Annotated in this window: 16 protein-coding genes; 5 read left to right on the top strand and 11 right to left on the bottom strand. The window is 55.4% G+C overall.

From position 1 onward, the window contains the following. Positions 1-45: 45 nt before the first annotated feature. Positions 46-2,451 carry a glucose/quinate/shikimate family membrane-bound PQQ-dependent dehydrogenase gene (locus HX778_RS04740; RefSeq protein ID WP_052048988.1) on the bottom strand — a complete coding sequence of 802 codons (2,406 nt, stop codon included), beginning with the start codon at positions 2,449-2,451 and terminating at the stop codon, positions 46-48. A gap of 181 nt (positions 2,452-2,632) precedes the next feature. Between HX778_RS04740 and hpt the strand changes: the two genes are divergently transcribed. Then, on the top strand, positions 2,633-3,169 hold the full coding sequence (hpt, locus tag HX778_RS04735) for a hypoxanthine phosphoribosyltransferase (RefSeq protein ID WP_008461837.1): 537 nt from the start codon (positions 2,633-2,635) through the stop codon (positions 3,167-3,169). 61 nt (positions 3,170-3,230) lie between these two features. Here hpt and can read toward each other — a convergent pair whose 3' ends face one another. Beyond that, complete coding sequence (can, locus tag HX778_RS04730) at positions 3,231-3,911, bottom strand: carbonate dehydratase (protein ID WP_038475498.1); 681 nt, start codon at positions 3,909-3,911, stop codon at positions 3,231-3,233. Positions 3,912-4,008: 97 nt separating this feature from the next. Between can and HX778_RS04725 the strand changes: the two genes are divergently transcribed. From HX778_RS04725 to HX778_RS04710, 4 genes are all read left to right on the top strand, one after another. Beyond that, positions 4,009-4,935: an ABC transporter ATP-binding protein gene (locus tag HX778_RS04725; protein WP_038475495.1), complete on the top strand. Its 927-nt coding sequence runs from the start codon at positions 4,009-4,011 to the stop codon at positions 4,933-4,935. Next, the gene (locus tag HX778_RS04720; protein ID WP_038475492.1) at positions 4,932-5,702 is read left to right on the top strand and encodes an ABC transporter permease; all 771 of its coding nucleotides are present in this window, start codon (positions 4,932-4,934) and stop codon (positions 5,700-5,702) included. The genes HX778_RS04725 and HX778_RS04720 overlap by 4 nt, the downstream gene beginning before the upstream one ends. Before the next feature lie 274 nt (positions 5,703-5,976). Further along, the gene (locus HX778_RS04715; protein ID WP_176981397.1) at positions 5,977-6,408 is read left to right on the top strand and encodes a PTS sugar transporter subunit IIA; all 432 of its coding nucleotides are present in this window, start codon (positions 5,977-5,979) and stop codon (positions 6,406-6,408) included. A gap of 92 nt (positions 6,409-6,500) precedes the next feature. Next, positions 6,501-7,751, top strand: a complete 1,251-nt coding sequence (locus HX778_RS04710) for a polysaccharide deacetylase family protein (RefSeq protein ID WP_038475486.1) — start codon at positions 6,501-6,503, stop codon at positions 7,749-7,751. A gap of 55 nt (positions 7,752-7,806) precedes the next feature. On the opposite strand, the gene panD is transcribed toward HX778_RS04710, so the two are convergent. From panD to thpR, 9 genes are all read right to left on the bottom strand, one after another. Beyond that, positions 7,807-8,187: an aspartate 1-decarboxylase gene (gene panD / locus HX778_RS04705; RefSeq protein WP_008461846.1), complete on the bottom strand. Its 381-nt coding sequence runs from the start codon at positions 8,185-8,187 to the stop codon at positions 7,807-7,809. A gap of 92 nt (positions 8,188-8,279) precedes the next feature. Then, positions 8,280-9,134, bottom strand: a complete 855-nt coding sequence (panC, locus tag HX778_RS04700) for a pantoate--beta-alanine ligase (protein ID WP_038475481.1) — start codon at positions 9,132-9,134, stop codon at positions 8,280-8,282. Positions 9,135-9,147: 13 nt separating this feature from the next. Next, entirely contained in the window at positions 9,148-9,942 is a 795-nt protein-coding gene (panB, locus tag HX778_RS04695; protein WP_176981396.1) for a 3-methyl-2-oxobutanoate hydroxymethyltransferase, read from the bottom strand. 44 nt (positions 9,943-9,986) lie between these two features. Then, complete coding sequence (gene folK, locus HX778_RS04690; RefSeq protein WP_176981395.1) at positions 9,987-10,466, bottom strand: 2-amino-4-hydroxy-6-hydroxymethyldihydropteridine diphosphokinase; 480 nt, start codon at positions 10,464-10,466, stop codon at positions 9,987-9,989. After that, on the bottom strand, positions 10,463-11,863 hold the full coding sequence (gene pcnB / locus HX778_RS04685; RefSeq protein WP_235212930.1) for a polynucleotide adenylyltransferase PcnB: 1,401 nt from the start codon (positions 11,861-11,863) through the stop codon (positions 10,463-10,465). The genes folK and pcnB overlap by 4 nt, the downstream gene beginning before the upstream one ends. Positions 11,864-11,919: 56 nt before the next feature. Further along, the gene (gene gluQRS / locus HX778_RS04680; protein WP_176981404.1) at positions 11,920-12,804 is read right to left on the bottom strand and encodes a tRNA glutamyl-Q(34) synthetase GluQRS; all 885 of its coding nucleotides are present in this window, start codon (positions 12,802-12,804) and stop codon (positions 11,920-11,922) included. Positions 12,805-12,876: 72 nt separating this feature from the next. Next, a complete protein-coding gene (gene dksA, locus HX778_RS04675) occupies positions 12,877-13,332 on the bottom strand; it encodes an RNA polymerase-binding protein DksA (RefSeq protein WP_038475474.1) in 456 nt (151 codons plus the stop codon). 190 nt (positions 13,333-13,522) lie between these two features. Further along, a complete protein-coding gene (gene sfsA, locus HX778_RS04670) occupies positions 13,523-14,227 on the bottom strand; it encodes a DNA/RNA nuclease SfsA (protein WP_038475472.1) in 705 nt (234 codons plus the stop codon). Then, on the bottom strand, positions 14,228-14,767 hold the full coding sequence (gene thpR, locus HX778_RS04665) for an RNA 2',3'-cyclic phosphodiesterase (RefSeq protein ID WP_038475470.1): 540 nt from the start codon (positions 14,765-14,767) through the stop codon (positions 14,228-14,230). Positions 14,768-14,770: the final 3 nt, after the last annotated feature.

Genomic DNA, 14,770 nt, shown 5'->3' with positions numbered 1-14,770 from the left:
AAGAGCGGGTGGCCTGAGCCACCCGCAATGCGTTACAGCAATGAGTTACTTCGCGTCGTCCGGTAGAGCGTACGCCACGATATAATCACCCATCTTGGTGCCGAAGGAGCCATGGCCGCCTGCGGAAATCACCACGTACTGCTTGCCGTTAACTTCATACGTCATCGGCGTAGCCTGCCCACCTGCCGGCAGACGCGCTTCCCACAGCTGTTTCCCGTCACGCATATCAAACGCGCGCAGGTAATTATCTGCGGTTGCGCCAATGAACATCACGTTACCGGCGGTGGAGATTGGGCCACCCAGCATCGGCATCCCCATGCGGAATTTCATTGGGATCCCGGTTGGGAACGGCATGCTGTCTTCCACGGTACCAATGCGTTTCTTCCACACGATCTCGTTGGTTTTCAGGTCAACGCCGGAGATATAGCCCCAGGCTGGTTGTTTACACGGCAGGCCGAGCGGCGACAGGAACGGGTTCAGCGTGACGCCATACGGCACGCCGTACTGCGGCTGAACGCCGGATTCAGTGCCTGAACCTTTGGCGTCTTTTGGCGGCTCCATTGGGTTGCCAGGGCCACGTGGAATCAGCTTAGACACGAACGGCAGCGCCATTGGGTTGGTCATCGCGACCTGGTTATTCGGGTCAACGGAAATCCCGCCCCACTCGAACATGCCCAGGTTACCCGGGAAGACCAGCGTTCCTTTCTCTGAAGGCGGAGTAAAGATGCCTTCATAGCGCATGCTGTGGAACATCACTCGGCACACCAGCTGGTCAAACATGGTTGCGCCCCACATATCCGCGCCGCTCAGATCTTTCTTCGGACGGAAGGTCAGCTCGGAGAACGGCTGAGTAGGGGAAACATGGTCACCTTTAGCGGCGCCCTGCGGGACCGGTTGTTCCGGCGCAGGAACCACTAACTTACCGTCGCGACGATCCAGCACGAAGATATTGCCGGTTTTGGCCGGAGCGTAAACTACCGGAACCTTATTGCCGCTCTTGTCGGTGATGTCGGCAAGGGTTGGCTGGGCAGGCATGTCCATATCCCACAGGTCGTGGTGTACGGTCTGATAGGACCAGGCCAGCTTACCGGTGGTGGCATTCAGCGCCACAATGCTGCTGGCGTAACGCTCCTGCTCAGGCGTGCGGTTGCCGCCCCAGATGTCCGGCGTAGTCACGCCCATCGGCAGATAAACCAGATCCAGTTTTGCGTCATAAGCCGCCGGAGCCCACGAGTTCGGGGAGTTCAGCGTGTAATGATGCCCGTCATCCGGGATAGCGTTTGGATCTTTCGCGCCTGGGTCAAACGCCCACAGCAGTTTACCGGTGTTAACGTCAAAACCACGTATCACGCCGGAAGGTTCGCGAGTGGAAAAGTTATCGGTCACCGCCCCGGCAATCACAATCACCTTGTCGGTCACGATAGGCGGTGAAGTCGGCTCATACATCCCTGGCGTGGTCACCGGCTGATTGGTTTGCAGGTTCAGGATGCCTTTGTTCGCAAAGCTCTCACACAGCTTGCCGGTGTCGGCATTAAGAGCAAACAAGCGACCGTCGTTCACCGGCAGAATAATGCGGCGAGGACAGTCGGCCACAACGTCCGCAGAGGCGTTGTCTGCGGTGGCCTCGTGGTAAGAAACTCCCCGGCAGGTCACGTGCTGGAACGAAGGATCGGTATTTAACTGAGGGTCAAACTTCCACTTCTCTTTCCCGGTAGACGCATCCAGCGCGAACAGCTGCTGGTGCGCGGTACACAGGTAAAGCATGTCCCGAATTTTGATCGGGGTGACTTCGTTGGTGATTTCGCCCGGGTCGGTAGCACGCTTCACGTCGCCGGTCTGGAAGCGCCAGGCTTCCTTCAGCTGGCCCACGTTTTGGGTGGTGATCTGCTTGAGCGGAGAGAAACGCTGCCCTTCCTGATTGCGGCCATAAGCTGGCCAGTCGGCATCAGGAATTGAAGACCCGGCGGCAGCGGCGGTGTTATCCAACTGCAGCGTACCGTTGATCTCTTGCGGGTCGTTAAAGCCCGCCCAGACCAGCACAACGGCGGTAATCAACAGGGAAACCACCAGCGATGCCGCCGCGCCGCTTGCTGGAATTACCAGGCGGCGAGACACAAACGGCAGCAGAAGCCAGACGCCGAAGAACACCAGCACGTCGCAGCGTGGCGTCAGCGCCCAGAAGTCGAAGCCGACTTCCCAGACGCCCCAGGCCATAGTACACAGTAGCAGGGCTGCGTAGAGCCAAAGCGCAGAGGCTTTGCTTTTCCACAGCAGCCAGGCGACGCCGAGCATCACCAGGCCGGCGATCGGGTAATACCACGACCCGCCGATAGCCACTAACCATATCCCGCCAAAAAGTAAATAGAGCCCGCAAAGAACGGCAAAGAGGGCTGAGAGGGTCACAAATAGTTGCGATCCGGTTTTATTTGTATTCACAATTATCACACTCATAAAGGTTTGATAGCATTTAATTATAGTTATTAACAAGTGTGATGGTTGTCACATTTATGGCTTTTTTTTGAAGTGCGGATGTGAAGGCCATTTGCTGGTATACTCCTCGCCTCAATATTTTGTGTTGGCTGCAGGTTCACCAGCATTAAATGATTTGTTTTTAAATCATATGGTTAGATATATGAAACATACTGTTGAAGTGATGATCCCGGAAGCGGAGATCAAAGCCCGTGTTGCTGAACTGGGTCGTCAAATCACCGAACACTATCGCGACAGCGGCAGTGATATGGTGCTGGTAGGTCTGCTGCGCGGTTCATTTATGTTTATGGCGGATCTGTGCCGTGAAGTGCAGGTATCCCACGAAGTCGATTTTATGACCGCCTCCAGCTACGGCAGCGGCATGTCCACCACTCGTGACGTAAAAATCCTCAAAGACCTGGATGAAGACATTCGCGGGAAAGACGTGCTGATCGTCGAAGACATTATCGACTCCGGCAATACCCTGAGCAAAGTGCGTGAAATCCTGAGCCTGCGCGAGCCAAAATCTCTGGCCATTTGTACGCTGCTGGACAAACCAACCCGCCGCGAAGTGAACGTTAACGTTGAATACGTTGGTTTCTCTATTCCGGACGAGTTCGTGGTGGGCTACGGCATCGACTACGCCCAGCGCTATCGCCACCTGCCGTTCGTCGGCAAAGTGGTTATGCTCGACGAGTAAAAGTCGCTAGCTAACAAAAAAGGGCCTTAAGGGCCCTTTTTGCTATCCACTTTTGCCGGGATTACTGCGAAGCTGCGCGATTCCGGTGGCTATGGTGGGTATTTTTCAGATTGGAAATCCCGCTGCGGTAACCCTGCTCAAGCGACTCACGGCTGGTGGCCGTCACTTCGAGGTCGCGCAGGCGTCCGTCGTGAATCCCATAGACCCAGCCGTGAACCGTGACTTTCTGGCCGCGTTTCCAGGCAGACTGCATGATGGTGGAATGGCCGATGTTGTACACCTGCTCCATGACGTTCAGTTCACAGAGCGTATCCATCCGCTGTTCCGGTGCCAGTTCCCCTAAGAGCGAACTATGCTTGAACCACAGGTCGCGAATGTGCAGCAGCCAGTTGTTAATTAAGCCCAGCTCCGGGTTCTCTACCGCAGCCTGCACGCCGCCGCATCCGTAGTGACCGCAAATAATAATGTGCTCAACTTCAAGCACGTCTACGGCGTACTGCACAACGGAAAGGCAGTTCAGGTCGGTATGAACAACCAGGTTTGCCACGTTGCGGTGAACGAAGAGTTCGCCTGGTTCCAGGCCGGTAAGGCGTTCAGCGGGAACGCGGCTGTCGGAGCAGCCAATCCAGAGAAAGCGGGGTTTTTGTGCCTGGGCAAGCCTTTCGAAGAAACCGGGGTCTTCCTCAACCAGCATTTTTGACCAAAGTTCATTATTGCTGATAAGGGAATCAATATCTTTCATGTGAGGTTAACGCCTGTCACCCGAGAAGTGCGATGGGGTAATATAGGGTAACTCAACGAATTTTCAAACAAGTACCGAATAAGGTAAGCGAATATCCATGACAATTGCATTGGAACTGGAACAGTTAACGAAAACCTATCACGGTGGCGTCCAGGCGCTGCGCGGCATAGATCTTCGTGTTGAGGCGGGCGATTTTTATGCGCTGCTCGGCCCTAACGGTGCGGGCAAATCCACCACTATCGGCATCATCAGCTCGCTGGTGAATAAAACCTCCGGCCGCGTGCGGGTGTTTGGTTACGACCTGCAAAAAGACGTGGTTAACGCCAAGCGCCAGCTCGGCCTGGTCCCGCAGGAATTCAACTTCAACCCGTTTGAGACGGTGCAGCAGATAGTCGTGCATCAGGCGGGCTACTACGGCGTTGAGCGCAGCGAAGCGATAGCGCGTAGTGAAAAGTATTTAAAACAGCTCGATCTGTGGGAAAAACGCAACGAACGTGCCCGTATGCTTTCCGGTGGGATGAAGCGCCGCCTGATGATTGCTCGCGCGCTGATGCACGAGCCAAAGCTGCTGATTCTGGATGAACCAACCGCTGGCGTAGACATTGAACTTCGCCGCTCAATGTGGGGGTTCCTGAAAGATCTTAACGATAAAGGCACCACCATTATTCTGACCACCCACTATCTGGAAGAGGCCGAAATGCTGTGCCGCAACATCGGCATTATCCAGCGCGGTGAACTGGTAGAGAACACTTCCATGAAGTCTCTGCTTTCCAAGCTGAAATCAGAAACCTTTATCCTGGATCTGGCGCCGAAGAGCCCACTGCCTAAGCTGGATGGCTATCAGTATCGCCTGGTAGACACCTCCACGCTTGAGGTGGAAGTACTGCGGGAGCAGGGGATTAACAGCGTGTTCAGCCAGCTCAGCGCGCAGGGTATCCAGGTGCAAAGTATGCGTAACAAAGCTAACCGTCTCGAAGAGCTGTTCGTGACGCTGGTAAACGGTAAACAAGGGGATCGGTCATGATGCAGCTGTACTGGGTGGCGCTGAAAAGCATTTGGACCAAAGAGGTTCACCGCTTCGCCCGTATCTGGATCCAGACGCTGGTTCCGCCGGTCATCACCATGACCCTGTACTTCATTATCTTCGGCAACCTGATTGGTTCGCGTATCGGCGAAATGCACGGCTTCACCTATATGCAGTTTATCGTACCGGGCCTGATCATGATGGCGGTGATCACCAACGCTTACGCCAACGTCGCTTCGTCATTCTTTAGCGCCAAGTTCCAGCGCAACATTGAAGAGCTGCTGGTGGCGCCGGTGCCGACGCACGTGATTATCGCGGGTTATGTCGGCGGCGGCGTCGCGCGCGGGCTGTGTGTGGGCGTGCTGGTGACGGCGGTGTCGCTGTTCTTCGTGCCGTTCCAGGTGCATTCCTGGCTGTTCGTGGCGCTGACGCTGGTACTGACGGCGGTATTATTCTCGCTGGCCGGCCTGCTGAACGCGGTCTTCGCCAAAACCTTTGATGACATCAGCCTGATCCCGACCTTCGTGCTGACGCCGCTGACCTATCTGGGTGGGGTGTTTTACTCCCTGACCCTGCTGCCGCCGTTCTGGCAGGCGCTGTCGCACCTGAACCCGATTGTTTATATGATCAGCGGCTTCCGCTTTGGTTTCCTGGGCATTACCGATGTGCCGCTGGTGACCACCGTTGGAGTGCTGGCCATCTTTATCGTCGTGTTCTACCTGCTGTGCTGGTACCTCATCCAGCGCGGTCGCGGTCTGCGTACCTGATTTTCTCTTCTGAATCCCCCTCTTTAGGGGGATTTGACGTTGCTAACAAAGAGGGAAAAAGCGTGGTTTTTCCCTCTTTGTGGTTATCAGCCGAAAATCAATGAATTGATTTTCCTATTTGTAACGAGCCGTCTGGAGTTTTTCTTTTCGCCAGCGGTTTGTCACCAGTCTGAATCCCCCTCTTTAGGGGGATTTTTTTACTCCATATTGATGCGCATCAGGCTACTTATTCGACGTTCTGGCACACTGTCGCTCCATTAACAGGAGATGCTTTATGCTGGGTTGGGTCATTGCCGGACACGACGACTACGCACAAAAGATGCTGGATGCCATCGAGCTGCGTTTTGGTCCGCAGCCGCAGTGCAGTGCGGTTAATTTCTGGGAAGGATTAAGCACCAATATGCTGAGCCGGATGATGTGCGATGCGCTCCACCATTGCGACTCGGGCGACGGCGTCATCTTTCTGACCGACATTACCGGTGAAGCGCCGTATCGGACTGCAGCGCTGATGAACCATAAGCATGAGCACTGCGAAGTCATCTCCGGCGTGACGCTTCCGCTGCTGTTAGCCATGCTGGAACAGCGTGAAAACGTCACCAGCGAGGCGTTTCGCCAGCTCATTGTGGAGCAAGGTGGGGAAGGGGTAACCAGCCTCTGGCACCAGCAGCAAAAGAATCCGCCCTTCGTATTGCTGCACAGATATTGAGGGTATTTATCTATTCAGGTTGGTATTCACCTAACTTTTGCTAAAATAATGAATTCCTTCCGTCTTCCCGACAAAAAACTGACTAATTTGCCATGTTAACTCGCCTCGTTTATTGCGTCATGCTGGTCATCAGCATCGGTACCGCCCAGGCCAGCCTGCTCAGTAGCCACGACACGCCCGCCCAATATATGCAAACTACCGAAGACGCCGATATCTGGGCGCAGGTTGGGGATAGCGTGATTTCCGTCGGCAGAATTGGGCAGGGCCAGATCCTGGCCGTTGTGCCGACGGTGGCGGATTATTATGAGTTTAACTTTGGCTTCGGTACCGGGTTTATCGACAAGGCGCATCTTGGCCCGGTAAAAGGTAAGCAGCGGGTGGAAGACCGGCTGGGCGATCTGAATAAGCCGTTGAGTAACCAAAACCTGATCACCTTCCGCGATGTGGCTATCTATAACGAGCCCGTCACCTCTTCAGCGGTGTTTGGCACCCTGGCGGATAATCTTCGCTACCCGATCATCGGCAAGCTGAAAGATCGCCTGAACCAGACCTGGTATCAGATTCGCATCGGCAACCGCCTGGGCTACGTCAGCAGCCTGGACGCACAGCCCGATAACGGCATTCCGGTCCTGACCTATCATCATATTCTGCGTGATGAGGAAAATACCCGTTTCCGCCACACCTCCACCACGACTTCGGTGGTCGCCTTCAGCAACCAGATGACCTGGCTACGCGATATGGGCTACACCACGCTGACGATGTACCAGCTTGAAGGCTATGTGCGTAACCGCATGAACCTTCCGGCTCGTTCGGTGGTCATCACCTTTGATGACGGGCTGAAGTCGGTTTATCGCTACGCGTTTCCGATTCTCAAGCAGTACGACTTCAAAGCGACGGCTTACATTATCTCGTCACGGATCAAGCGCCATCCGCAGCCGTGGAACCCAAAATCGCTACAGTTTATGAGCATTTCCGAGCTGGAAGCGATCCAAAGTGTCTTTGATATCCAGTCGCATACCCATTTCCTGCACCGTGTCGATAACTATCGCCGCCCGATCCTTCTGAGCCGCAGTTATCACAATATTCTGTTTGATTTTGAGCACTCGCGCCGCGCGCTGTCGCAGTTCAATCCGCACGTGCTTTACCTGTCCTATCCGTTTGGCGGCTATAACGATACCGCGGTGAAAGCGGCGAATGACGCAGGTTTCCATATGGCGGTTACGACGGTGCGTGGCAAGGTGAAGCCGGGCGATAACCCGTTCTTGCTGAAGCGGCTTTATATTATGAGGACGGATTCGCTGGAGACGATGTCGAGGACGATTACCAATCAGCCTGAGGCGTGAGCTAAAGTGGGGTCGTTCGATACCCTCTCCCAAGTGGGAGAGGGTAGGGTGATGATTACGCTACCTGAACCGGCACCGCTTTCGCGAGACGTTTCATCTCATTCTCACCGTCAAAGTAGGCTACTTTTGGCTGCCAGCTGCGTGCCTGTTCGTCCGGCATGGTGACGTAGCTGGCGATAATCAGAATGTCACCGACGTCAGCACAGTGTGCCGCCGCGCCGTTAACGGAGATGATTTTAGAGCCACGTTCACCGGCGATAGCGTAGGTAGAGAAACGCTTCCCGTTGGTGACGTTGTAGATGTCGATGGCTTCATATTCCAGAATGCCTGCCGCCTCAAGGAAGTCCTGATCGATGGCGCAGGAGCCTTCGTAATGCAAGTCCGCCTGAGTCACTTTGACGCGGTGTAACTTGCCTTGCAGCATGGTGCGAATCATAAACTTGAACCTTTGTTACTGGGCTTAAAAAGCGCTGAGATCCTCAGCGCAGTGGATATTCGAGGCAGTATTGCCCTTTTTATTTAGGCTGTCTACTGCGCCAAATCGACGGTAACGTTATCAATCAGTCGCGCCTGACCAAGCCAGGCTGCCATCAGGATCACCGCGCTTTTGCTTTCTGGCGATAGCTCCAGAAGCGTGTCTGCGTCACGGATTTGCAGGTCGTCTGAACGGAAGCCTTTTTCGTTTAGTTCGGTCGCCGCAAGGATCAACATCTCTTCGGTATCACGATCGCCGCTGCGCAGCTTGTCGGCAAGATTGTTCATTACTTTGCTTAAGCCTGGGGCGATTTTACGCTGGTCGGCGGTCAGATAACCATTGCGGGAGCTGAGCGCCAGGCCGTCTTTAGCGCGCACGGTAGGCACGCCGACGATCTCAATGTCATAGCCCATATCGGCAACCATCTTACGGATCAGCGCCAGCTGCTGATAATCCTTCTGGCCGAAGCAGGCAACGTCGGGCTGAACCAGGTTGAACAGCTTGCTGACGATGGTGGACACGCCACGGAAATGCCCAGGACGACTGGCACCTTCCAGCATGGTGGAGATCCCCGGCACATCCACAAAGGTTTGCGTGTCGAGGCCCTGCGGATAAACATCCACCGGCGCAGGCGCGAAGACCATATCCACCTTGCGGCGGTTCAGCTTCTCGCAGTCTTCCTGCAGCGTGCGCGGGTAGCGGGCTAAATCGTCCGGTCTGTCAAACTGCATCGGATTGACGAAAATACTGACCACTACCACATCGGCAACGGCTTTGGCTTCTTCAACCAGCGTCATATGTCCATCGTGCAGGTTGCCCATCGTCGGCACCAGGGCGATGCGCTTGCCTTCCTGGCGCCAGCGGCGAATCTGCTGACGCAGCAGCGGTAACGTTTCGATAATCAGCACAACCTATCTCCTGTCAGTAGAAACTGTGTTCGTTGTCCGGATAGCTGCCGGACTCGACTTCATTAATGTACTGGCGCACCGCGGCACGAATATCACCGGTCTCAGCAAGGAAATTCTTCGCAAATTTAGGAATGTGGCCGCCGGTTATCCCGAAGGCATCATGCATCACCAGAATTTGCCCGTCCGTGACGTTGCCCGCGCCAATGCCAATCACCGGGATAGAAAGGGCTTCGGTAACGCGTTTTGCCAGTTCCACCGGCACGCATTCCAGCACCAACAGCTGGGCACCAGCAGCTTCCAGCGCCAGGGCGTCGTCCAGCAGCGTTTGAGCCGCCTGTTCGTCGCGGCCCTGCACTTTATAACCGCCGAAAATGTTTACTGACTGCGGGGTGAGTCCAAGGTGGCCACAGACCGGGACAGCGCGTTCGGTCAGCATTTTCACCGTCTCAGCCAGCCAGCGTCCGCCCTCGATTTTCACCATGTTGGCCCCGGCGCGCATCACCTCTGCGGAATTGGCAAATGCCTGCTCCGGCGTGGCGTAGGCCATGAACGGCAGATCGGCCAGCAGCAGGCAATTTGGTGCACCGCGGCGAACCGCACGGGTGTGGTAGGCAATGTCTTCCACCGTGACCGGCAGCGTGGAGTCGTGGCCCTGAACCGTCATGCCCAGTGAATCGCCAACCAGCAATACGCCAATGCCTTCGTCAGCAAACAGCCTGGCGAAGCTAAAGTCATAGGCGGTAAGGGTGGCGAATTTCTTTTTGTCCTGCTTGAGCTTACGCAGGGTGGAGGTGGTAGTGGGTTTCATCATCATCCCCGGAGAAAGGTTTGAACAGGATACGGGCGCGCTGTTTACCAGCGGGTGATACCCTCCTGAGAGAGGCGAACCAGTATCTCAGCAACAGATTGCCCGTCAGGAAAGCGGCATTCAGGTGCTATTTCCAGTAGCGGAACCAGCATAAACGCACGGTTCTTCATATCGTAATGGGGCACGGTCAGACGGTCGGTGTGCATCACCTCATCGCCAAACAGCATAAGATCGAGATCTAACGTACGCGGTCCCCAGCGATCTTCTTTGCGAACGCGGCCATGTTCAAGTTCGATACGTTGAGTATGGTCTAACAGGGCTTCGGCGGACAGGTCGGTATCAAGTACCACGGCAGCATTCAGATAATCTGGCTGATCCTGCGGGCCCAGCGGGGGAGTGCGGTAAAACGAAGAAGTTGCCACCATTCGGCTTTGTGGAATGGCGGCAAGGGCGTCAAGAGCTGAAGAAACCTGCTCCAGCGGTGACGCCTGGTTACTGCCCAGCGCGATATACGCGAGGGTCATGCGCTGCCTTCGCGGCGTGGCGCACGTTTGCGCGGGCGACGCGTCCGGCGGCGCGCGGCGGGTTCATCGCCAAGATCGTTCAGCATATCTTTTTGCATTGGCGGTGCCGCCACCTGGAATTCGCCCCACCATTTGGTCAGTCGCAGCAGTTCCTGGTTGTTCTCAACCTCTGCACGCAGCGCCAGCAGATCGTAAGACGCACGGAATTTAGGATGCTCCATAAGCTTCCAGGCGCGTTTGCCCTGACGGCGCGACAGACGAAGCTGCAGGCCCCAGATATCACGTACCAGCGTGGTGATGCGTTTTGGGATCGCCAGCGCACGGCAGGCTTCATCCAGCACTTCATTCATCGCCAGCGCAAAGGCATCGTAGTAGGCGAGGCCGCTTTCCTGGGCTATTTTCTGCGCCATTTCCAGCTGCGGATACCAGAACATTGCCGCGAACAGGAACGCCGGATTCACGCGCATATCGTTGTGAATGCGGTTATCGGTATTCTTCAGCACCAGCGCAATGATGCGCTCCATTGGGCTGTCGCCCTGCTCGGTAAAATAGCGGGAGATGATTGGGAACAGCGGCTGGAACAGCTGATACTCACGCAGTAGCTGGTAAGTTTCAAAACCATACCCGGCCTGCAGGAGTTTGAGCGACTCTTCAAATAAGCGCGCCGCTGGCACATCGTTAAGCAGCGTCGCCAGGCGAGGAATCGGCTCGCCGCTTTCCGGGCTGATAGTCATGTTCAGCTTGGCGGCAAAGCGCACTGCACGCAGCATACGAACCGGGTCTTCGCGGTAGCGCGTTTCCGGATCGCCAATCAGGCGGATGATGCCTTTGTTCAGGTCGTTCAGCCCGCCGACGTAGTCGCGTACCGAGAAATCGGCCACGCTGTAGTAAAGGCTGTTGATGGTAAAGTCGCGACGCTGGGCATCTTCTTCGATAGAACCAAAGATGTTGTCACGCAGCAGCATACCGTTCTGGCCGCGCTGCGAGGTCTGACGGTCGTCGGACTGCTGTTCTTCATGGTGACCACGGAAGGTGGCCACTTCGATGATCTCCGGCCCAAACATCACGTGAGCCAGACGGAAGCGGCGGCCGACCAGGCGGCAGTTACGGAACAGCTTACGCACCTGATCCGGGGTCGCGCTGGTGGTGACGTCGAAATCTTTCGGTTTTTTGCCCAGCAGCAGGTCGCGGACACCGCCGCCGACGAGGTAAGCCTCGTAGCCTGCTTTGTTCAAACGGTAAAGCACCTTGAGGGCATTTTCACTGATATCTTTGCGGGAAATAGCGTGCTGATCGCGCGGGATAACAGTAATGTGCGGGAGAATTTCATTCTCCTCGACCACGACGTCATCGCGGTTAAGCACCTTGCGGCAAAAATTAGCGACTCGGGTAAAAATAGTCCACCTCGGCAGTGTCAATCATAGGGACAAAAAAAACAGCGGCTAATCATAGCTCAGTGCGGGGCATTTGAGAATGATGTATTCACCGGCACATTATCAAGCGACCAGTTAACCACGGCTTGTTCGAGCAGGCTTTCCAGCGTCAGATCCTGCCAGTCGCCCGCTACTTGTTGATTTAAAAAGCGCAGCGCTTCTACCAGTAAAGGGCGAGGATCGCCCTGCGGCAGCGCCGGCGCGTGATTCTGTTTCGATAGCTTAGCGCCTTGATCATTCAGCGCCAGCGGCAGATGAATATAGCCCGGGGCGGGCCAGCCAAATTGCTGATACAGCGAGATTTGTCTTACCGTTGGCTCAATCAGGTCCGCGCCGCGCACGATTTCCGTCACGCCCTGAAAATGGTCGTCGACGACGACAGCCAGATTATAGGCGAACAGGCCGTCGCGGCGGTGAATGATGAAATCTTCCCGCGCCAGAGCAACGTCCGCATTCAGCTGCCCGCGCAGGCCGTCATGGAAGCTGAGCACCGGATTGTCTTGCATCAGCCGCATCGCCGCATTTTGCGGCCCGTGGCCCAACGTCCGGCAATGGCCGTCGTAGAAACCGCCAATCTGCTGAATACGGCTCCGGGTGCAGGTGCAGTAATAGCTCAGCCCCTGCTGCTGGAGCCACTCCAGCGCGGCGCGATAGGCGTCGTGGCGCTGAGACTGCCACAGCACTTCGCCATCCCAGTGCAGCCCATAGTGCTCAAGCTGTTTGAGGATGGTGTCGGCGGCGCCGGGGACTTCACGGGGAGGATCGATATCTTCGATGCGTACCAGCCAGCGGCCCTGCTGCGAGCGAGCCTGGAGGTAGCTGCCGAGGGCGGCTATCAGTGAGCCAAAATGCAGTTCACCGGAAGGTGAAGGGGCAAAACGGCCAATATAGAGTTGAGCTGACATGTTTTCGGGGAGCAATAAAGTAATATGGCGGGAGAGTCTCCCGCCATAGAGGTCTGGCATTTCCGAGAGCCGTTAGCCGGCCATCTGTTTTTCGCGGATTTCTGCCAACGTTTTGCAGTCGATACACAAATCAGCCGTCGGACGTGCTTCAAGGCGACGAATGCCGATTTCTACACCGCAGGATTCGCAGTAGCCGAAATCTTCGTCTTCCACTTTCTTGAGCGTTTTTTCGATCTTTTTGATCAGCTTGCGTTCACGATCGCGGTTACGCAATTCGAGGCTGAACTCTTCTTCCTGGGCCGCACGGTCAACCGGGTCCGGGAAGTTAGCTGCTTCATCCTGCATATGCGAAACGGTGCGATCTACCTCGTCCATGAGCTGATTACGCCATGCTTCAAGAATGCGCTTGAAGTGCGACAGCTGGGCTTCGTTCATGTACTCTTCGCCCGTTTTCTCCTGGTATGGCTCCACCCCAGCGATGGCGAGAATACTCAGGGACGATGTTTTACGCTTTTGCCCTTCTTGCATGTTGTTTCTCCTTAACACGCACTTATCGGTCCCCTGTCGGGGTAAAATCAGGCCGCTATAAATAGCAGATGCTTTTCAGGATGGCAATTATATAAACTCCTCTCTTGACAACCGTGTGAAGAAAAGCTTATTTGCGAAACGACCCGACTATAAAAAAGACAATACGTTATCTGTCCTTAACCAGATGCTTTCATAAATAGACAGGCAACGGCGTAGTTAGAGTCATCCCTTCGGCAGAAAGTTCTGCCTTCCAGGCGATAATTTCAACCCCACACTGCTGCGCCTCGGTTAACAGCCGCGCATACTTTTCATCAATGTGGCGGGCTGGCGAGACGCTATTTATAGCAGAATGCAATACCGCAAACAGTAGCACCGCGCGCTCTCCTTGCTGAACCACATTCATTAACTCTCTTAAATGCTTCTGACCCCGCAGGCTAACGGCATCGGGAAAATAGCCTTTATCCTGCTCAAGTAACGTGACTGATTTCACTTCAATATAGCAGTTAACCTTGTTACTCGCTTGTAACATAAAGTCAATTCGACTGCGTTCTTCACCGTATTTAACTTCGGCCTGTATCGCGCTATAGCCCGTAAGTTCTGCGGGAGGAACCGTCGTCAGCATCTCTTTGACCAGCGCGTTCGCACGTAACGTATTGACGCAAATTATCTCACCCTTTTGCGTCTGCGTAAGCTCCCATGTATGGGGGTATTTACGCGTTGCGCTGGCGGAAGTGGAGTACCAGACGGTATCACCGGGAGTGGCGCAGCCGGTCATTGCGCCGGTATTAGGGCAATGCAGCGTCATGGTTTCGCCCTCGGCGGTTACTACGTCAGCCAGAAAGCGTTTATAGCGTTTGATGAGGGTGGCGGGCTGCAGTGCGGGTGAAAATTCCATCTACTCTTCCTTATTAGTCAGCGGCCAGTTTTCTAGCACCTGATAGCGGGTTCTTCCCCGTTCAAAAAGGGATTCGTACAGTGAAAACTCATTGACCTGGAACTGCCAGCTGAAGCCCGGCGCCGGGAGCGCGGCGGAACGAAGGGCGCTGCGGTACAGCGTGACGTGAGGATGAAACGGCTGCGGAGACTGGTAGCAGCCGCTGCGTGCGGCCTGGGAGCGTAACATATTGGCCAGCTGCAATAAGCCGCGCGGAGCCTGGCGCGGGCCCAGCCAGACGACGCTTGAGCGTAACCACTGCCCGGCATCATCCAGACGCAGGGTAAAGCCAGGCTGGCGAATACGGCCCGCGAGTCGGCAAAGCGCCTGACGCTTTTCGTCGGAAACATCCCCTAAAAACGCCAGCGTGAGGTGCAGATTGGCCGCGGCGACCGGGCGGCCAGCATCCGGCGGAAACTCGGCTGCACGCCAGTGGATAATCTGCTGCTGAACCTCGGACGGTAACGTCAGGGCAAAAAACAGGCGACGACTCTCGGCCATGGT

This window comes from Cedecea sp. P7760, from assembly GCF_013386425.1.
In the GTDB taxonomy this organism is placed as follows: Bacteria; Pseudomonadota; Gammaproteobacteria; order Enterobacterales; family Enterobacteriaceae; genus Cedecea; species Cedecea selenatireducens.
The sequence above is the reverse complement of the archived record's forward strand: the minus strand, read 5'-3'. Positions and strand labels throughout refer to the sequence as shown.